Origin of the sequence: Photobacterium japonica (genome assembly GCF_050337005.1) — a bacterium.
Lineage (GTDB): Bacteria > Pseudomonadota > Gammaproteobacteria > Enterobacterales > Vibrionaceae > Photobacterium > Photobacterium japonica.
This window is the reverse complement of record NZ_JAKJSN010000072.1, coordinates 1-20,784: the sequence shown is the minus strand read 5'-3', so window position 1 is coordinate 20,784 and position 20,784 is coordinate 1. Positions and strand designations below refer to the sequence as shown.

Sequence of the window (20,784 nt, the reverse complement as noted above, 5' to 3'; positions counted from 1 at the left end):
TCTATAGAGTACAATTTTGTATAATCATCATGTTTAATACGATATTCATAGATTTCACCATCATTTAATCGAACCCCTACATCATGGACAAAACCACTTGAAAAAACCGAAGGAATACCATTCTCATCAAAAGCTATCGGCTCATCTTTCAGCGCCCATGAATTTGCAGATTTTCTTGAAATATAACCACAAAGATCCGAAAGAAAAATTGGCCTTTTTCCTGTATTTACAACATATATTCTCAAAAACGGCGGTGGATTATCACGGTTTTCAGATTGATCTCTAGAGCAATCATAAACAACTTTACAGAAAACTTTTACTCGGCTTCTATCCCTATAAATCGAATATCCACTAACAAATAAACTAATACCTGAAATTAACAAAGCTAACCAGGGTAAGACATGTTCAAAACTCATTAATTACCTCTTAAGGCATAACAACTTAATATATGGAATCCATCTACATCACAATCCCACATATCATCATGATTGCATAATAACATCGAAGTTAAATCATTGATATTGATAGGTATCAGTGGAAGTGGAGAAAACAAAAATAGAATAATGCCATATATCACATTCTACATTTTCATCATCATTTCTATATCACGGTTTGATGTCATCGATCTGAAAGAGAGTGCAATAGTAGTGCTGGGCTCGCACGCGACAGGGCTTGCATTCAACTGGGGTCGCAGGCGACGAGGGATCTTCAAATCCCGGTTTTCACAAATAAAACTCAACGCATACGAAAAAGCCCAGCATTTCTGCTGGGCTTTAGAATGTGGCGGAGAGATAGGGATTTGAACCCTAGGTGGGCTATAAACCCACGCCGGTTTTCAAGACCGGTGCTTTAAACCACTCAGCCATCTCTCCTGAGTGCGGCGATAATACGAAACAATGCGGAGGTTGTAAATGCCATTTTTGAACAAAACACACCGTTCGCTGCGATTTTCACCAACAAAGGTGAAATAAAACAATTATTCGCCATCAGGCATAGCAATGTCTCGCTTTGGGTAGTCGTAAAAATACAAAATAGCTTGATCGCCGCTTACGGCTTGCCAGCAGTCCGCGGCAAAGCGAAACACCGCAATGCCGCAGGTGGGAATGTTCTCCACCGTCATGCCAAAGCGATTCGCCAAATCCGTTATCGCCGGGTTATGGCAAACAATCATCAATCGGTCAACGGTATCACTGCTGCCCTGAATAAAGGTCAGCAGCTCATCAGCCGACTCACTGTATAACGCGCTGTGGGCGGCCAACTTTGGTTGGCACGTTAAGCCGTTAGCAAAATGATACGCGGTTTCTGACGCCCGTAATGCGGTGCTTGTGGCAATGAGCTGAGGGCCAGTTTGCCACGCATCTAACCGATGGATCATGGTGGGCAGGTTGCTGTACCCTCGCGTATTGAGTGGACGGTCATGATCATCCAACGTGGGATCATCCCACGACGATTTCGCATGGCGAACGAGAAACAATAACTTCATGTCGCTTCCCCTATACTGATCGCAGTGTATTTGATCAGTATAGAAAAAGTTGCACGTATTACCTCGCCGCTTTCACCGCACGGGCCAGTGTATCGGCCGCTTTGACCGGATCGACCGTTTTGGCATTAAAGAAATTACTGACCACATCGAAAATCGCCGCTTGCACGTAACTGGTGGTGGCAATGCCATGCGACACACTCGGCACCAAGCCACCGTCTTTTTCCGTTTGCTTAAAGGCTTGCATGGCCGCTTGGGCACACTGATCAAACGGGGTTAAATCAATGTCCATCCGTACCGGGATCGACCCTTTACTGAGGTTAAACGGCGTTTGAAATGATTTATCCAAAATCGCACGGGCCAGATCATGCTGGGCCTGCTGATTGGCTTGCCCATTCAATTTAAAGAAGGCAAAGCTGTCGATGTTATAGGTGAACGCGTTGGCAGTCCCTGGGGCTGGCACACACACATAATCGCGCCCGAGCACTTTGCCATCGGCATTGAATTCGCCTTTTACCCAATCCCCCATGATCTGCATGGCGGCGTCACCTTGGCTGACCATTTGGGTCGCATCATTCCAATCTCGCCCGCGATACTCGGGATCCACATAATCACGAAAACGGCGAAACTGGGTAAACACCTCGACCATTTTGGGTCCACCAAGCAAAGACAGATCGAGCTCGACAAAGGCGCGCTGGTAATCCTCTGGCCCCAGCACGGCTAACGCAACCGTTTCAAATAAGGTGACGTTTTGCCACGGCTGCCCACCGTGTGCCAACGGGATATACCCGGCCTGTTTGATGGCTTCCGCCACGGTAAAGAAGTCGACCAAGGTCACTGGCACAGCTACACCGACGTCAGCAAAAATTTGCGGGTTCGCCCATAACCAGTTCACCCGATGGATATTCACCGGTACAGCCACATAGTTCCCATCATGCAGCATGATGTTACGCGCGACAGCCGGTAAAATGTCTTTCCAATGATCCGCCTCGGCGACGGCATTGAGGTTGGTGAGAAACCCTAACCGCCCCCATTCTTGAATCTCGTGGCCTTTAATTTGTGCCGCTAAGGGCGGATTGCCGGACACGGCACGGGTTTTCAATACCGTCATGGCGCTGTCACCGCCACCGCCTGCAACCGCAAAATCTTTCCACTGGTGACCTTGTGCTTCCATCTTCGCTTTCAACAACGAGGCCGATCGCGCCTCTCCGCCGGATGTCCACCAATGCAGTACTTCCACTTCTCCCGCGTGGGCCGTCAGGCTTAGCGTGGCGGCCACCAGCCATGACACCGCACATCCTATTTGTTTACGCTTCATCTGTTTTATTCTTCTTTTAATAATCGAGGAATGTAGACTTTGACTTCCAGTCCACCGTCAGCGGCATTTTCAATCGCCATGTCGCCCCCGTGGGCATGAATGATATTTCGGGCGATCCCCAATCCCAGTCCGTGCCCTTCGTCGTCATCTGCCACGCGCACATACGGTTCAAACACCGCGTCCAACGCCGCTTCAGGGATCCCTGGGCCTTTGTCTTTGAGGATAACAATCAGGGATTCGCGCTCATCAACGATGATCAGGCGCACTTCATGGCCATATTTCACCCCGTTGTCGATCAAGTTGCTAAAGCAGCGTTTCAAAGCCAACGGCTTACCGGTTAACGGCGCAATCTGGGTTTTCGGTAAATGTACCCGTGTTTCGGTTTGGTTATGGCATTCGGCAATGGTACGCAGCAGCTCGTTCACATCCACCAGGGTCAGGTTTTCATGCAAGTCGGTATCGCGCACGGTTTGCAGCGCGCCTTTGACCATCATCTCCAACTCATCCAAATCGCGATTAAATTTCTCGATCTTACTTTCATCATCGATCAATTCGGCACGCAAACGTAAGCGAGTGATGGGGGTTTTGAGATCGTGCGAAATCGCCGAAAACAGGTGTTCACGATCATCGATATAGCGGCGCACGCGTGACTGCATGCGATTAAACGCCCGAGTCGCCGTGACTAACTCACTCGCCCCTTCTTCTTTTAGCGGCGGCTGATAGATATCAAAACTCATGGCGTTGGCCGCATTCGCCAAACGTTTGAGCGGCTTGGTCTGACGGCGGATCATAAAATACGTGAACAGCAATAACAGGGTGGTGATAAACAACATGAAGACCACCTGCTGGCTGGTGATGATTTCATTCTCCAGCGTCACGTACGGGGTCGGCAGCAAGGCTGCAATATAGAGCCATTCGTTTTCTGCCAGCTCTAATTGCACCACTAAAATCGGCGGATTCAGGGGTTCTAAACTCAAGGTGTAATGCGCCCAGGATTTGGGCAAATCACTGAGTAGAATGTCATTTTTCAATACGTGCAACGTTTCAGGGCGGGAGAACTCAACGTTAATGACATCCAACCGAGGCAGTTTTTCCGCTAATACCGCTTGGAACACCCCCACTGCGGTACGCTTCATGGTGGAATCGGGGATCGGATCGATCAATATTTCTTCTTGATTGAGCGAGACAAAAAACCGGGTGCCACCCATGTTGCGCAACTGATCTAAGACAATATGGCGGTATTCAAGCGGGAGGGATTGAAAGAAGGTGACGGTAGAAGCAAACATGTTTGCCATGCTGGCAGAGGCCGATTCCAGCCCCACCAAATCACGCTGTTTCGATTGCCCATACCAGATGCCGGTGGCAATCACTTGCGCTAAAAACACGGATAACAGGGTCAGCCACAAGGTGCGCGCCAGCAGAGAGGTCGGCCACCATTTACGAAGAGTCATACACATTCCGTACGGGCGTCTGCCATGATGCCATACGACGCAGGGTGGCCCGCTATGCTAATTCAAAAGAGAGGTTATTGTTCGTAAGTTACGTCAGCATTGAACGCATAGCCGTTACCACGAATGGTTTTGATCAAACGTTGCTGCGTGCCTTTGTCACCCAAACGGTGKCGTAAGCGGCTCAGCTGCACATCAATACTGCGCGCCGATGGCGTGGCTTCTCGCCCACGGGTGGCAAACGAAATGGTATCGCGATCCAGCACTTCATTTGGACGGGTAAGAAACAGCATCAACAGAGCGAAATCGCTGCCGGTTAGCTCGTAATCTTTTTCTTTCTCGACATCATACAAACGCTGTGCAGCCGTATCTAAACGCCAATTAGCAAAATAGATGGCTTTTGGCGCGGCGGGGATCTGCTGCGCTTCGGTAGGCTTAACCCGACGTAATAAGGCTTTGATCCGCGCCATTAGCTGACGAGGACTGAACGGTTTGGCGATGTAATCATCCGCCCCCAATTCCAACCCAATGATCTGATCCATTTCATCAGATACCGCAGTCAGCATGATGATCGGCACATCAGAGGTTTTACGAATATACTGACACAGGGTAAACCCGTCATCGCCCGGCATCATCACATCCAATAAAATCAGATCCGGATACCCCATGGCCAAACGGCGCTTCATTTCTTCCCCTTCCGCCGCCGTTGTCACGGTAAAACCGGCTTTGGTCAGGTATTCGTCCAGCAATTCACGGATATCTTGGTCGTCATCCACCACCAAAACCTGCTTGCTTATGCTCATTACATCTTCCTTTCGTTTTTTCCCTGCCACTGACGGGCAACGGCAAAACGCGTCATTGCAGTCGGCTTCTCGCTCGCCGTTGCAACAGTGATTTTCATTCCAAACAAGATACCAAAGCGAATGAAAAAAGGCGCGTAGTGCGCCTAATAATCATGATCTTGGTCTGTAAAAGGATACTTTATCAGCAACCTTCGCGTCGCAAAGCGATCACGCCATGCCCATTTGGATCTTGTATTTGCTCACAGCGCGTTCAAAAAACTCACGTTCGTCGTCGTCATCGACACCATTCGCAATCTCAGCAAATACGTCATAGCCTTTTTTGCCATTCTTCACTTGCCACACGGCGTACGATGCCTGTTTATCCAGTTCGATTCGATTTTTTTCTGACTCAGACAACAAGGCCAAATTATGCATGGGAGTACTTCACACCGATTGAAGAAATAGTCGGCCGATTCTAACCAATTTTGCCGCTAATACCAATTTCCCCCGCACTGTCTACCCATACCTATGATTCCCCGCCCACCACATCATAACACCAGCACCATCACAACAAAGCCCGCCATGAGGCGGGCTTGAACGTATAAACAGAAACACATGCGCAATATTACTTCGCGTAGTACTTCTCTTGCATCAATTTATCCAAGATCGGATGCATCGGTTTGTCGAATGACTGTGGCACCGCGAACTGACGCGCCGTTGGAACCACTATCGTCGGTGGCGTTGTCATATCCAGCAGATCCTTCCAAGCATTAACCGGAATGACGTCATAAGCCCCCAGAGCATCCACTTCGATATTGAACACGTGCCAAACACGGTGTGGCAAGCCAGCCGGTGGCGTAAAGGCGCGGTTGCTGCCATCAATATTGAGGCTCACCCGTGCGGCTTCCCATTGAGGCACCGATTCACCACTGTAGTTACGTACAAAGTACCCGTATATGCCAGCGGCTGGGAAGTCATACAATGAAATCACTTCTGGGCCAAAGCTGCTGGTATCATCCACATCAAGGAAAATCAGCTTATCGTTCACCGTAACTTGCTTATTGCTGTACGAAATATGGAACTGGCCACCTTGTCCATCAGGCCCCAACAAGTGGGAGTCCAAATCACGCGGGGTTTCGCCCCAGCGTAAAGTGATTTGTGTCGATGCGGTATCTAGCACCAAACAATCCGTCAAATCATTGTTAACGCTCGTACTGGTCACCGTTTGCACACGGCTAGACTGGCCAAACGTGGCAGACACAAGCTGTGTACTGTTGATCCGCGCTGGAAGCGCAAAATTACCGTCAATATTGCTGTAAACAGATGCACGTCCGTTATAGGTGATCCCTTCCATGTTCACACGCACATTAGGGAGTCGAGCGCCTGAAACATCGGCCACACAACCACTGATAAAGATGGTTTCATAGCGGCGATCGGCGTTCCACGTGGTGAAGTGGGTAACGGTGCCGACATAAAAATCGCCGTCTGCCGCGTTCACCAATGTCGCTTCACCTTCTTCAAACCACATTCCGGCAATCGGATCATAGAAATACAGTGGAATGGTCGCAGGTGGGTTAAAGCCAGAGACAGGTATACGGATTTCCGAGCTTTGACCTACCGCCAGTTGCAATTCCTGACCGGCCGCATCAACAAAGGTCGCAGTAATGGCACCGAAAGATTCAATCGGCACTAATGCATCAGGGTTATTCGGATCAGGGGTGACCATGTCGCCCGGCATCAAATGAATGTCAGACGTGGAATCGATGATCGTCAATTCAGCGGTGACAGGCCCTACAGGCGCGTTCCCGTCACTGTCCACTAACCCATTGGCAGGCAACGTAACCAGCGTAACACCTTCTACGGCGACATCCGTCGGTTGCGTAGGGTCAAACTGCTGCGAGGTATGTACCGGAGGTAACTGAAGCACATGCTCCAGTGAGGTTTCAGCCAAAGAAATGGTACGTGCGGCTTCGCGATAGCCTTCGGCATCGGCCGATAACGTAATACGCTCACCCACTAAACGGTCTTCGACCGCAAGAGTATATTCACCGTTTTCACCCGACACGGTTTCAGCCAAACGCTCACCGTTAGAGGCAAATACCACCGTGCCGCTCGGGATCAAGTTATTGTTGTAATAGTCTCTCAGCGCGCCCGTCACAGTATGGCGATAAATTTCATCCAGCGAAAAAGAAATGGCTGACGCTTGCGCACCATCTTCGCCGCCATCACGAACGGTCACGGTCACGGTGTCATGCAAAAATGATTGTGTCACCGTAGACGTTAAGGTCAGTTCACCGGTTGCGCTCAACGCTAACCCATCATGGCTGCCTTCGAGGGTAAAGCGTAGCTGCTGACCGTCGTTAGCATCATCAGGATCATTCACCACCAACTGTAACGCATACAACTCACCCGCATAAGCGCGTTGTGCACCAACAGCGGCAAGTGCAGGGGCATCATTGACTGGGGTTACCACAATCTCAAAAGCATGATTGAGCACCTTACCGTCTGCGGTCACTTTCACGACCACGTCACCCGAGGTCAGCACACCTTCACGTGGCGTCCATGTCACGACACCCTCAGGCGATAGCGCCATGCCTTCCGGCCCTTCGGCTAGCGTATACGCAACGCTTTCTGCGTTAGACACTTGTACCGCGTAACTAAATGGCACATCTTCAGTCGCGACAGTGGGGGCGATGGACGATATTTTCGCATCGGTTGAACTATCATCACCACCACAACCGGTAAGTACCAGCGCGATTGCCGTTGCAAGGCATGCTGTTTTAAACAGGGTTCTCATTATTGTCATTTCCCTTTGCCAATAAAAATACGCGGCAAACATAAAGAGGAACCCCATTAAATGCGAATAAATAATAAGCAAAAAGCCGTATCACTCGCAAAGCCTACTTTGATGTACGTTCCATTACAATTTCGATGCAAAACCGATCATTACTTCACCTTTTGAGGAAAATATCAGCAAGATAAGTCACACTACAAATACATCATCGGCATCGAACTAAACGCCAGAAAGAAAACGTTAAGCGAAAATCTAAAAACCCAGCAACCACTTAAACGTGATGAAAAAGCCGATCACCACCAGCATCACCAGCCCTACGCTCATGAAGGGACTTAGGGTGGCCGCACAAGGGTGGCGCAATGCCTCGGAGATAGACGGTTCATTCAAGTCGACGCTGTGTTGTTCTCGAATATGCGCATCGACATAATGGCGGACGGTTTCTATTGATTCCTCTACAGAGTCAATCACTTGTGCGCCCAACCATTTTTCTCTGTCCACCAGCTGCGCGGTGAGCACCGTACGGGGCGGGCTAAAGTAGCCGGTACGGCGATCGATCACGGAAATCGCCACCTGCGCCTCGTCGGTTTCACACCATACCCAACACGGTAAATAAATGCCGTCTAAATTAACTTGGCTGGGATAGGGAAAGGTCGGATCCGTCAGCATGCCCGTCAGTCGCTCCGATGCGGGGAGCACGAGATGCACTTGCTGCAAACACTGTGCTAACCAATGGGGAAAGTTATTCCGAAACGCCGTTTGCCGTAACGGGGCTAACCGTGCCGCCCCTCGCACGACATAATCCAGCACATGTGCGTCCACTTCGGATTTATCGGGCCAATGGCATTGGGCAATGTCTGCGTCTAACGCTAATTGCTGGCAAACAATGCCAGACGGGCTCACGATATTCACGGATTGACGCACACCCAACGGACACGCGTTCGCGGCAGGATAATATTCAATGTGCCAAGGCGCATTGGCCTCTTTATGGATGGCGCGGTCGACCTGTTCAACCGTGGACTGATAATGCTCATAGTTGGTCATCGGTCACCTCCAGACAGGCTTGGAATGGACATTTATTGTACAAACAATTCCACAAAGCAACCTTGATCAGATTCTGATTTTTCCGTCTTATTTGCGGACTAATGACCAATCAAGCCACTGACTAGCACCTATTCAGTGGGCATTAAGAGTCGGCAAGAGGCCCAACATGAAAAAGCCGCCTGAATGGCGGCTTTCATCGCAAAACGTCAAGATAGTCGACGAGCGACTTACAGACTCGCCCCCACCCCAAACAGGATGGAGTTATTGGTCACATCTCCCATATCACGGTACTCATACCCCAGTGAGAGATCAACAAACGGCAGTAAGGTAAACACAAACCCTGCCCCGCCCGTGAACCCCCACCCATCATCTGATGATCGCATGCCCGGGGTGTCGATATCATAGTCGTAATAGTTGGTTCCCACTTTGGCGTACACATTACCGATCACCAGTGGAATGTCCCCACGTAACGTTAAGGGAAACGCCGTGTAATCAATGTCATTTTTGGCTGATGACAAATCCGAGCTCACTTCCGCACGGCCTTGTACCAGTCCCGCATTCACACTGAACATATCATTAAAGTGGTACGCCGCATTCACGCCATATTCAAACCCGTAATCATCATTACCGTCATACTCAATACGCGCCGCACCGGCTGTGGCACCGAACGACAAGCCGAGCACATCAGCGGAAACCGGCAAACTGTACAGCAGTGCACATACCGTAACGCCCAGTATTTTTTTCATTGTGATCCCTCAAAAAAACATGCATCTGTTTTAACAGGTAGTGCGAGCGGCAGAAAATTACCAATAGGATGACTATTTTTCGTGTTCCGGCTCACTGCTTACTCAGCCACGTTACACGCTTTTCACGCGGTCGCGTCGTCCTTTCCCGCGAAACACGCCGCATCTACGTACTTAGGTATAAGCTTAAACACACTTGCTCCTTTCTTCAGAGAGGTCGCCTCTCATGTTTTATTGCTCTCAACATGCATTCAGCCATGCCTTTTCTCTGTGCATGATCCTTCTGCTTCTGACGACGGGCTGCGACCGCGCCCAAGACGCCGCCGCCGATACCATTTACATTAACGGCCATATACTCACCATGAGCCATCCGGTGCATGCTCGTGCCCTGTCGATTAAAGATGGCAAAGTCCAAGCCGTCGGTACACGCGCGGGGGTCATGCGCCACCATGGCGACAACACCCGCATCGTCGATCTACAAGGGAAAACCCTGATGCCCGGCTGGTATGCGGTGCACAGCCCCTTCATGGCAGTAGTCGAAGCTGTGGGTATCAAAGACGCGCAATACCGTTTTGCCCAAGCGGGTTACACCACTGTTGTCGAAAAACACGCCTCCATTGCAGCGCTTCAACAACTGCAAGCGGCCAACAAGCAACAGGTTTTATCGTTAGATATTCTCGCCCTCGTCCCGTATGCCACGTTTCAATCCACCTTGTCGCAACACACCCTGCCGCTGCCTTTTCGCCAAACCGGCGATCTCACCCCGAGTTCACTGAAACTGGCCGGTGTCACGCTCGCGCTGGACGGCAATATGCACACACAGACGGCATGGCTGGCGATCCCGTATGCCACCCAGCCACCGGATCGGCCGCCTCACTGGCAAGGCCAGCCTGCTATGCCTTATAGCCAATTTCGTCATGCTTACCAACTCGCCCTTGACCATAAGGTACAACTTTTTATCCATGCCATGGGGGACGCCGCCATTGATGCACTGATCCAAGCCAGTGATGATTTAGCCATCACGGTCGAACAGCAACAACGCACCGTGGTCATGACCTCGCGGTACATGCGGGTGAACCAACTTGATCAATATAAACGGCTCGGACTGCAAGCCTGCTTTGATTCGCGCCACCTCGTGAAACACGGTGACAGTGATATCACCTGGCTGGGGCAAGATCGGGCAGCGGCACAAAGTCCGTTACATACGGCCATGCTGCGCCATCTCGCCGTCACGAACCAATGCGAACGCTTTATTCGCCAAGGCACCGCCGATACCGACACAAGCAGTACAGACAATGCCAGCCATACCGACGATAGCGCGGCGACTGATGTCCCCGATGGCATGCTCTCAGTCTGGAGTGCCGTAAACCGTATGACAGAACAGGGGACAATAATGGGGGATGCTGAGCGTATCAGCGCCCTTCACGCCCTGAAAACGCTGACACGTCATGCCGCTTACCATTTCTTTGAGGAAAAATACAAAGGGCGCTTGGTACCCGGCATGCAAGCTGACATGGTGATCCTTTCCGCCAACCCACTCGATGTGCCGACGGGGGAGCTGCGTACCATTCAGGTGATTGAAACCATCAAAGCAGGGCGTACGTTGTACCCCTCGCCCTCGGGTACGGCCCCCGCCGACATCAAACATGTGCCCAGTTCGCCGTATCAATATTCGCCTTAAGCCTGGCTCTGTCGTTGGCAAAACATCCAACCTCAACAATGAAATGCATTACATCGCCGCACAAGGTAAACAGCGCGTTGCATAAGGCTGCCCGCTTGAACCAACGGCTAACCAACCACCGCAAGCCACTGATATGAAACAACTTAATAACCTACAACAGAAAACAACGACCCAAAACGCCTTGGCGCCGCGCAAACGATACCTCACTAACTTTCAACAGCATTGGTAATCACGGGAGGCGTTTTAGCAAAAAGCCCCATAAAATGTGACTAAGATCGCGAGAATTCCCCCACTGCTTGCTTACACTTTACCCATAAGAAAACGCCACCGCGCAGTGATTCTCTCGGTGGCCGAGCCCTTCGGCTCCTATTACACATTGGCTATTCAACCCCCATCGTCTGAGACGATCACAACTATGCTGGAGTAAACTATGGCTACCCCACACATCAATGCTGAACAGGGTGATTTTGCAGAAACCGTTCTGATGCCAGGTGACCCACTGCGTGCGAAATTCATTGCGGAAACCTACTTAGATGACGTCAAGCAAGTGTGTGACGTGCGTAATATGTTCGGCTATACCGGCCTGTACAAAGGCAAGCCCGTTTCAGTGATGGGCCACGGCATGGGGATCCCATCTTGTTCGATTTATGTTCATGAGCTGATCAAAGAGTTTGGGGTGAAGAACATCATCCGTATCGGCAGTTGTGGTGCCGTGCATGACGACGTCAAACTGATGGATGTCATTATCGCGATGGGGGCGTCAACCGACTCAAAAGTGAACCGTATTCGCTTTAACCAGCATGACTTTGCGGCGATTGCTGACTTTGGTTTGCTGGAAACTGCCGTCAATGAAGCGCGCGCCCAACAGGTACCGGTACGTGTCGGTAACGTGTTCTCGGCAGATTTGTTCTACAGCCCTGAAACGGACTTGTTCGACAAAATGGAACACCTTGGCATGCTGGGTGTGGATATGGAAGCGGCAGGGATCTACGGTGTCGCGGCAGAACTCGGGGCGAAAGCGCTGACCATTCTGACCGTCTCGGATCACATTAAGCGTGGCGAAAAACTCAGCGCGGAAGATCGTCAGATCTCCTTTGCGCAAATGATGAATGTGGCGCTGGAAACCGCCATTAAGCTGTAAATCTCGGGAAAGCCGACAGATTTACCGCACAATGTAGTGGCTATGTGTCGTTCCTTCGCTATCCCGCCGCTCAATATTTTGTAAAATGTGGCGTCTTACACAATTTGATGGATGTGTGTACCAATGACGGTACACTGACATCTCGCGACGATAGCGCAAGAACGAGACAAATAGCAGCTAACGGCACAAGGCCATGAATACGCCTTGTGCCACCCTCTTTCTTTTCGCAGAGCATTCTGGCAACACCTGGAATGTTAAGCGCTTGGCGTTGCGCCTGTACTGATACTGAACCTCCGTTTACTGCATACCGTTAGGCTAACACCATGAACACGCACACTCTCGCACCTGCGATTCCTTTGCTTCCGAAGCCGTATCACGGCCTACAGCTTAATCACTGCAAAACGGTCAGTTGTAAACACTTTGGCTCGCACCACCCCGAGCACTACGTGTTACAACGCAGCAATCCCGATAAACCCATTTTAGTCTGTCGCGAATGCGGCGCTTTTCCGCCGATCCTCAACAATCAAGATGTCGCGGATGAAGTACAACGCCTGACGCAGCATCAATACTCCGGCCTTTCAGCCTGCCGTCACGACGGGTGTCCTCATGCCGGGTTGCCCGTATTAACCCACCGCCACCTGTACCACGCCTTTGGTTTCAGTGGCGATCGGCAGCGTTACCGCTGTAAAAGCTGTCAGACCACCTTTGTTGACCGTTGGTCAGGCAACAACGCAAAGCTCACATTACAGCAAACCTTGTTGGCCTTGCTGTTTACTGGCCACGCGGTACGCGACATTTGTCGTCGCTTAGCGTTAAACCCCAAAACCTTTTACGAGCAAATTGAACAGATTGCCAGCCGCTGTCGGCATCAATTAGCGCTGTTTGATGCGCGCTTTTGTAAGCAAGCCGACCACCTGTCACTGGCCAGCGATTTACGCGCCCTGCAACCGGGTAGCCATAATGGTGTGCATTGGATTGCCAGCTGTGAAGCCCAATCAGGCTACGTGCTCGCGCAAGATGTGAATTACCAACGCGACGATCATGCGCCACAACATAGCCAGCATGATCCCTATACCCACGGCACGCGCTTTATGACCAGTCCACCGCCGGTGTCCGCCGCGGTTTGCGCCCCTGTCCATGAAACGCAAGGTTTATTGGCACGGGTAGACGCGACCTACCGTGATGTCCTTTCGCGCCCAAACTTAGAAGATCCGCTGTCGCGTCAGCCACACCTGCACATGCCGAAAAAGGGCTGTTTGATCCGGCCACAATACACGGTGTACGCCCACTACTTGCACCTGCAAGACATGCTGACAGACAACACGGCATTGGCCATTTTTATGCCGCAAGAGCCGTTATTACGATCCGCCTGTATTTCCGTTTTTCTGCCGCGCATTCAGGCCAATACGGTCGATCCGGTGTATGTGGAAACCGACCCGCTCTGGCAGCATGGCCAGGCGGCGGGCCGTATCGATATTGTATTAATGAGTTGGTGGCGCGACCGCTGGGCCTTTACCCGTCATGACGACATCGGCAAAGGCATCTGCCACCTCGGCGGCAAGAAAGACAACGCGGCTTACTGGCTACAAACGGCCAGTCACCATACGATTACCGATTACCAGCAGCGCTTTGAGGATCAATTTCACGCCTTAGTGCATGAACCACGACGAAAACTGCGACCAGCAGGCTTGCTGCCGTTATTGGACATCTATCGCGCTTGGCATAACTTGTGCCGACAAAACAAAGTTGGTGTCACGCCCGCCCAACAACTGGGGCTCGTGAGCCACCCTCTCACGCTCGCCGAGCTATTGCGCTAAACGCCGTTACTGCGCTAAGTATGGCGCCGTGAGACGCGACGGCACGCAGCATTGCCGGATGAAATGATGGCAAGATCGTATTTCTTTTTATGATCATGCCTTTTTCATTGATTATTCACCTCGATGTATACCACACTGCTACGAGTTATGCCCAAGTGCGCTTAAAACGGATTTTTAATCACCGTCACTTGGGTGGCGTTGCGCCAAACAAGGCAACGTCCATTTTGCAATCGGATGGCGAGGTACCTACGTAGTGCGGATAATCCCCAATAAAATCAAACCCATTTTACTCGGCAGTATGTTACTTATTGGTATTGTGCCCGCCGCGCTCTATAACAGCATTAGCAGTGATAAATTAGCCACCGTCGCCACCGAGCAAATCGCCGAAGGTTTACGACACCGTACCGAATTGGCCGCACACAGCTTAGATGGTGTGCTCGAACAACGTATGTTGAGTATCCACAAGCTCGCCAATTCTCCCGTGTTTCAACTGGCCCACGCACAAGCGTTAAGCCAAGGTAATTTCATGCCGGATTACCTGCGCGAATTGGTCAAAACCGATCCCGGCTTTAGCCGCATTGATGTGATTGAATACCAGCAGGGCGCGCTGCAACCCATCGCCAGTTCTGTCCCCTTTAATCTGCGCAGCTTTAACTATTATTTGGCACAAGATAGCCTGACCCCCTTGCTTGATGATCTCCCCTCGCTCATCAGCGGCAAACGCGACGTGTTATTCACCCCTCCCCAATTTGCGAATAACAAAGCCTTTGTGTATGTCATTAGCCCTGTCGCCCACGCCCATCAGGCCGATGATACCCGCGAACGGTTCCTGCTCATTAAATACCAATTGGACGAACTCAACAGCCAGCTGACCTTTTTAGGGGAGCGGATCAGCGATACCGATTACGTCATGCTGATCAACCCGCAAGGAGATGTGGTGTTGTCGGGCCGCCATCAAGGCCAACAGCTCAATGCCTTTACTGATTTTTCCCGTTTCTATACCCAAAACCCTGAGCTGATCACCCAGAAACCCGAAAAAGAAACCTTCGTTTTCACCCCAGAAGGCGAGTTAGTGCCCGCGACGGATACCACACCCAATCGTTCGCCACTGCTGAGCTACACCAACCGCCATGGCGCAGTGATGGTGGCGACCCTTGCGCCACTGACTTTTGAGCAAGTTGGTTTCCCCCAATGGACACTGGTGTCTGTCACGCAAAAAAATGCGGTCACCGCCACGCTGGATTATTTGCAGCAATGGTTCCTGACCGCCCTGTTCTTTACAGCCGGTATCGTAATCATTTTGTCGCTGATCCTGACGCGCCATATCACCGAACCGCTGGCCAACTTGTCGCGTTTTGCCGCTCAATTCAAACTGGGCAATTATGCCCGTAACAAGAGTTTCCGAGGCCCGCAAGAATTCCAGATGCTACACGATGCGCTCAATCAAGGCGCGGACAAAATTTCAGACGATACACAGCAGTTGAATCTCGCGCTACACAAAGCCAAGTCTGCCGATCGTGCAAAATCGACGTTTCTGGCCAACCTCTCCCATGAAATCCGTACCCCGATGAATGGCATGCTGGGGCTGGCGCAATTACTGCTGAAAACCGACCTTACCCGTGAACAAGATCAGCACCTGCGTACCCTGCTCGATTCGGGTAAACACATGATGTCATTGCTCAATGACATTCTCGATTTTTCTAAAATTGAACAAGGACAACTGGTTCTCGACCCAACCCATTTTTGCTTCACCGATTTACTCGGCACCATTGAAAGTACGTACCATTCCTTGGCACGAGAGAAAGGGATCGGTTTTCAGATCCACTGTGATTTTGACCAGCGCCGCTGGTTCTTTGCCGACAAAGCCCGTATTCGCCAAGTGCTGTTTAACTTGCTCAGCAATGCGATCAAATTTACCGAAAAAGGCCGCGTGGACATCACGCTCAATCTGGATGACACCACCGAGACGTCACCCCGTTTAACCATCATTGTGAAAGACAGTGGGATCGGCATTCCGAAAAACCGGATCACCCAAATTTTTGACCCATTTGCCCAAGCCGAAGTGTCCACCAGCCGTCGATTTGGTGGGACCGGCTTAGGTCTCAGCATCGTCAAGCAGCTCATTGATTTAATGAAAGGGGATATTTCGGTCACCAGTCTGGAAACCATCGGCTCCACTTTTACGGTGATTTTACCGCTCACGCCCGGGCACTATATTGCCGACGATTATGAAGACATTGATTTTGACAGCCGTGATTTTGCCCATCTCAATGTCTTGATTGTGGAAGATAATCCACTCAATGTGCTGATCATCGACAGCTTCCTTAAACAACGGCAGTTTGTCACCACCGTGGCCAATAACGGGGCCGAAGCGTTGGAAATTATGGCGCAGCAAGACTTCGATTTGATTTTGATGGATAACCACATGCCGGTCATGGACGGCATTGAAACCATTGGCCGTATTCGTAAACTGTCCGCCCCAACCTGCAATACCCCCATTTTTGCCTGCACCGCCGATGTCTTTGCCGAAACCCAACGCAAAATGCTCGATGCTGGTGCCCAGTGTGTGATCACCAAACCGCTGGATGAACGTAAACTGGTCGATGCGCTGCAACGCTTCAAACACAAAATCACCGCCATGTCACATGCCTCCGCCTTGGCGCATAAAGGCAAACAACCGGCTACCCGCACGATTGCCGAGACAACACCACCACTGGGAGCGCCCATCACCGCATTGGTAAAAGCCCCGCGTCCGGTCGCACTGGCATCATGCCAAGCCACAGCGTCTGCCACCGTAGCCATGAGCGTCTCCGCCGACGACGGCATAACGCCTGACTCGGATGCTCACTCTGGTCCTGATTCCGATCCTCGATCTGACGCTATATCGGGCGCTGGCAATCCGAAAGCGATGCTCCCTGCACATTTTGAGACGCTCAATATTGATGCCTTGCTCGATTTAATGGATAACGATCATGAGATCGTGACGGAGTTTCTTCACATGTTCTGCCAAGAACACAGCCAAGATGGTCAACGTTTCGTGCAAGCGCTGGCGGTGCCGGACTTTGATCTGGCCATTTTGATCAGCCATTCCTTGAAGGGGGCAGCAGGCAGCATTTCGGCACATACCCTCGCGGCTGCTGCACAAGTCGTCGAAAAGCAGGTAAAGCAACAACAGGCGCCATCGCACACAGAGGTAGAGGCGCTCAATCTTGCTTTGAACGCGCTGGTTGAGGAAATTCAGCATAAACTGAATCCATAACGGCAAAAACTCGATACGTGCGATCCTAAAGGAGGCCACCATGCGCGTTACTTTACCTTTACTGTCACTCGTTATTGGACTGGCAGGGCCGGTCATGGCCCAGAGCAACAACAGTGCCAGTCCGACGATTGACATTCCACCGGTACACGTCACGTGGGAAAACCCACAAGACTACCGTGACGTTCGCGCCGCGACCGGCAGTCAATCCCGCTTTGAAGCCACCACCTTCAAGCATTTGACTGAATCATTTAGCCACAATATGAAGCCTTATCTGACGGATGGGCAAACCCTATGGGTCACCGTCACGGATCTGGATTTGGCCGGTGATGTGAGGGAGCCACGGGATGTACGCGTACTTAATGATAATACGCCACCGCGTATGACCTTCAGTTACAGCGTCAAAGAAGGTGACACCGTGATCGCCCAAGGGGATGCCAACATCAGCAGCCTCGGCTATCAAGGTAAAGTCATTGGTTTAGCCCGAGACCGCCCTTATGCCTATGAAAACCAGTTGATCAAAGACTGGGTGAAAAAAACCTTTTAACCTCGCGTAGTCACACAGAACCTCCTCTCTCACACAATGGCCACTGAATGTCAGTGGCCATTTGCTCAACATCGTTCATTTTTCCGCCATCTTATCGGCGGCCCCTTCTTTATTTTCACGTGATCACACACTCAAGAACAAACATATGATCACACTAATGATCATATGCTCACGCATTTGATCCAGTACCCACTCGGTAAAATACACATAAAAAAGTCTTGGATCCCCTAACTGCGAGACAGCCGTCATAAATAGTGCGACAACACCACGACTTAGCGGTGTTTGTGATTGACATTTTTTTGGTAAATGCTAATTATCAATTCATCAAATGTTCTTAAGCGAACCATCCGCTCAGCGTGAATGTTTTTGGTTTGCAGCGTAAGCGTTAAGAATGCGTAACAATGGTTTTGCTAGCCGGAATTTCAACTAGCATTGAAACACAGCCCACATGTATAAGGTCGATTGATATGAGCACTAAATTAGAACAACTGCGCGCACTCACCACCGTTGTTGCTGACACTGGCGATATCGAAGCTATCAGCAAGTACCAACCTGAAGATGCGACAACTAACCCGTCTCTCATCTTGAAAGCTGCTCAAATTGCTGAATACGCACCCTTGATCGATCAAGCGATCGCTTATGCAAAAGCACAAAGCACAAACAAAGAACAACAAATTGCTGATACGTGTGACATGCTGGCGGTCAACATTGGTAAAGAGATCCTTAATGTCGTACCGGGCCGTATTTCAACGGAAGTGGATGCGCGTCTTTCTTACGACACCGAAGGCAGCATTGCAAAAGCCCGTCAGTTGATCAAAATGTACAACGACGCAGGCATTACCAATGACCGTATCCTGATCAAACTGGCTTCTACGTGGGAAGGTATTCGCGCGGCAGAAGTGCTAGAAAAAGAAGGCATCAACTGTAACCTGACGCTACTGTTCTCATTTGCTCAAGCACGTGCATGTGCGGAAGCCGGTGTCTTCCTTATTTCACCGTTCGTGGGTCGCATCATGGACTGGTATAAAGCCCATGAAGGCCGTGATTTCGAGCCAGCGGAAGATCCAGGTGTTGAATCGGTAACGGCGATTTACAACTACTACAAAAACCACGGTTACAACACCGTTGTGATGGGCGCAAGCTTCCGTAACACGGGTGAAATTTTAGAACTTGCAGGCTGTGATCGCCTGACGATCAGCCCGCAACTGCTGCAAGAGCTGGAAGATGCACAAGGTGAAGTGGTTCAAAAACTGGCACCAGTGAGCGATATCCAGCCACGTCCAGCAGCAATGGCCCACGCTGACTTCCTATGGGAACACAACCAAGATGCGATGGCCGTTGAAAAACTGGCAGAAGGCATCCGTAACTTCGCTATCGATCAGGGCAAACTTGAGACCATGATCGCAGAGCGTCTATAACAGTCTCTCCTTATTCAGAAAGCGGCCCGAAGCCGCTTTCTTCTTATTTAACACGATTTAAAGCAAATCATGGCTACAGTGGAAACCAATATGGAACAGACCACCCTTTCTCGTAAAGACCTTGCCAATGCGATCCGTGCGCTGAGCATGGACGGTGTACAAAAAGCGAACTCGGGTCACCCAGGCGCCCCAATGGGCATGGCTGATATCGCCGAAGTCGTTTGGCGTAGCCACATGAACCACAACCCACAGAACCCACAGTGGGCAGGTCGTGACCGTTTTGTGCTGTCAAACGGCCACGGTTCAATGCTGATTTATTCTCTGCTTCACCTGACGGGTTACGATCTATCGATTGATGATTTGAAAAACTTCCGTCAGTTGCATTCAAAAACCCCAGGTCACCCAGAATATGGCTATGCGCCAGGTATCGAAACCACAACCGGTCCGTTAGGTCAGGGTATCTCCAATGCGGTCGGTATGGCGATGGCTGAAAAAGCCTTGGCGGCACAGTTCAACCGCGACGGCCACGACATCGTTGACCACAACACGTACGTGTTCATGGGTGATGGCTGCCTGATGGAAGGGATCTCGCACGAAGCGTGTTCATTGGCGGGCACACTGGGCCTGGGCAAACTGATCGCATTCTGGGATGACAACGGTATTTCTATCGACGGTCACGTAGAAGGTTGGTTCTCTGACGATACCCCTAAACGTTTTGAAGCGTACGGCTGGCATGTGATCCCGGCGGTTGATGGCCATGATGCTGACGCGATTAATGCAGCGATTGAAGCGGCCAAAGCGGACCCTCGTCCTACGCTGATTTGTACCAAAACCATTATCGGTTTCGGCTCACCAAACAAAGCCGGTTCTCACGACTGTCACGGCGCACCACTGGGCGCGGAAGAAATTGCAGCAGCCCGTGAATTCTTAGGCTGGCACCATGCACCGTTTGAGATCCCTGCGGACATTTACGCGCAGTGGGATGCGAAAACGGCAGGCACCTGCAAAGAAGCGGCGTGGAACGATAAATTTGCGGCATATGCAGCGGCTTACCCGGAATTGGCAGCAGAATATAAGCGCCGTGTAAACGGTGAACTGCCAGCTGAATGGGAAGAAAAAGCATCCGCTATCATTGCGGATCTACAAGCGAACCCCGCGAACATTGCGTCTCGTAAAGCGTCACAAAACGCACTGGAAGCGTTCGGTGCGATGCTACCTGAATTCTTGGGCGGCTCGGCGGATCTTGCGCCGTCTAACCTGACCATGTGGTCTGGCTCAAAATCACTGACAGCAGACGATTTCTCAGGCAACTACATCC

Annotated in this window: 16 protein-coding genes and 1 tRNA gene; 7 read left to right on the top strand and 10 right to left on the bottom strand. The window is 50.9% G+C overall.

Features of this window, described 5'->3' with window-relative positions; genetic code table 11:
• The 10 genes from L4C36_RS21030 to L4C36_RS20985 form a co-directional block, all read right to left on the bottom strand.
• A partial coding sequence (locus tag L4C36_RS21030; protein WP_428479760.1) for a hypothetical protein occupies positions 1 to 416 on the bottom strand: 416 nt, incomplete at its 3' end.
• Between the two features lie 365 nt (positions 417 to 781).
• A tRNA-Ser gene (locus L4C36_RS21025) sits at positions 782 to 872 on the bottom strand.
• A 104-nt stretch (positions 873 to 976) separates the two neighbouring features.
• Positions 977 to 1,483 (bottom strand): SixA phosphatase family protein, encoded by a 507-nt coding sequence (locus L4C36_RS21020; protein WP_428479759.1) that lies wholly within the window; start codon positions 1,481 to 1,483, stop codon positions 977 to 979.
• Positions 1,484 to 1,541: 58 nt separating this feature from the next.
• Positions 1,542 to 2,798 (bottom strand): ABC transporter substrate-binding protein, encoded by a 1,257-nt coding sequence (locus L4C36_RS21015; protein ID WP_428479758.1) that lies wholly within the window; start codon positions 2,796 to 2,798, stop codon positions 1,542 to 1,544.
• A 5-nt stretch (positions 2,799 to 2,803) separates the two neighbouring features.
• Complete coding sequence (locus L4C36_RS21010) at positions 2,804 to 4,249, bottom strand: ATP-binding protein (protein ID WP_428479757.1); 1,446 nt, start codon at positions 4,247 to 4,249, stop codon at positions 2,804 to 2,806.
• A gap of 74 nt (positions 4,250 to 4,323) precedes the next feature.
• On the bottom strand, positions 4,324 to 5,049 hold the full coding sequence (locus L4C36_RS21005) for a response regulator (protein ID WP_428479756.1): 726 nt from the start codon (positions 5,047 to 5,049) through the stop codon (positions 4,324 to 4,326).
• A 207-nt stretch (positions 5,050 to 5,256) separates the two neighbouring features.
• The gene (locus L4C36_RS21000) at positions 5,257 to 5,463 is read right to left on the bottom strand and encodes a DUF3283 family protein (RefSeq protein ID WP_428479755.1); all 207 of its coding nucleotides are present in this window, start codon (positions 5,461 to 5,463) and stop codon (positions 5,257 to 5,259) included.
• A 190-nt stretch (positions 5,464 to 5,653) separates the two neighbouring features.
• Positions 5,654 to 7,825, bottom strand: a complete 2,172-nt coding sequence (locus L4C36_RS20995; RefSeq protein ID WP_428479754.1) for a putative Ig domain-containing protein — start codon at positions 7,823 to 7,825, stop codon at positions 5,654 to 5,656.
• 249 nt (positions 7,826 to 8,074) lie between these two features.
• Positions 8,075 to 8,863 carry a hypothetical protein gene (locus tag L4C36_RS20990; RefSeq protein ID WP_428479753.1) on the bottom strand — a complete coding sequence of 263 codons (789 nt, stop codon included), beginning with the start codon at positions 8,861 to 8,863 and terminating at the stop codon, positions 8,075 to 8,077.
• Between the two features lie 227 nt (positions 8,864 to 9,090).
• Positions 9,091 to 9,609, bottom strand: coding sequence for a porin family protein (locus tag L4C36_RS20985; protein ID WP_428479752.1), 519 nt, complete (start codon positions 9,607 to 9,609; stop codon positions 9,091 to 9,093).
• A 223-nt stretch (positions 9,610 to 9,832) separates the two neighbouring features.
• On the opposite strand from L4C36_RS20985, the gene L4C36_RS20980 reads away from it, so the two are divergent.
• From L4C36_RS20980 to L4C36_RS20950, 7 genes are all read left to right on the top strand, one after another.
• Positions 9,833 to 11,287, top strand: a complete 1,455-nt coding sequence (locus L4C36_RS20980) for an amidohydrolase family protein (protein ID WP_428479751.1) — start codon at positions 9,833 to 9,835, stop codon at positions 11,285 to 11,287.
• A 430-nt stretch (positions 11,288 to 11,717) separates the two neighbouring features.
• A complete protein-coding gene (gene deoD / locus L4C36_RS20975) occupies positions 11,718 to 12,428 on the top strand; it encodes a purine-nucleoside phosphorylase (RefSeq protein WP_428479750.1) in 711 nt (236 codons plus the stop codon).
• A gap of 323 nt (positions 12,429 to 12,751) precedes the next feature.
• The gene (locus tag L4C36_RS20970; RefSeq protein ID WP_428479749.1) at positions 12,752 to 14,245 is read left to right on the top strand and encodes a lactate dehydrogenase; all 1,494 of its coding nucleotides are present in this window, start codon (positions 12,752 to 12,754) and stop codon (positions 14,243 to 14,245) included.
• Between the two features lie 253 nt (positions 14,246 to 14,498).
• Positions 14,499 to 17,504 carry a hybrid sensor histidine kinase/response regulator gene (locus tag L4C36_RS20965; protein ID WP_428479748.1) on the top strand — a complete coding sequence of 1,002 codons (3,006 nt, stop codon included), beginning with the start codon at positions 14,499 to 14,501 and terminating at the stop codon, positions 17,502 to 17,504.
• Positions 17,505 to 17,544: 40 nt separating this feature from the next.
• Positions 17,545 to 18,048, top strand: coding sequence for a DUF3016 domain-containing protein (locus tag L4C36_RS20960; protein ID WP_428479747.1), 504 nt, complete (start codon positions 17,545 to 17,547; stop codon positions 18,046 to 18,048).
• 467 nt (positions 18,049 to 18,515) lie between these two features.
• Complete coding sequence (gene tal / locus L4C36_RS20955; RefSeq protein ID WP_428479746.1) at positions 18,516 to 19,466, top strand: transaldolase; 951 nt, start codon at positions 18,516 to 18,518, stop codon at positions 19,464 to 19,466.
• Between the two features lie 90 nt (positions 19,467 to 19,556).
• Positions 19,557 to 20,784, top strand: a 1,228-nt coding sequence (locus L4C36_RS20950) for a transketolase family protein (RefSeq protein WP_428479745.1), incomplete at its 3' end; no start/stop codon positions are given.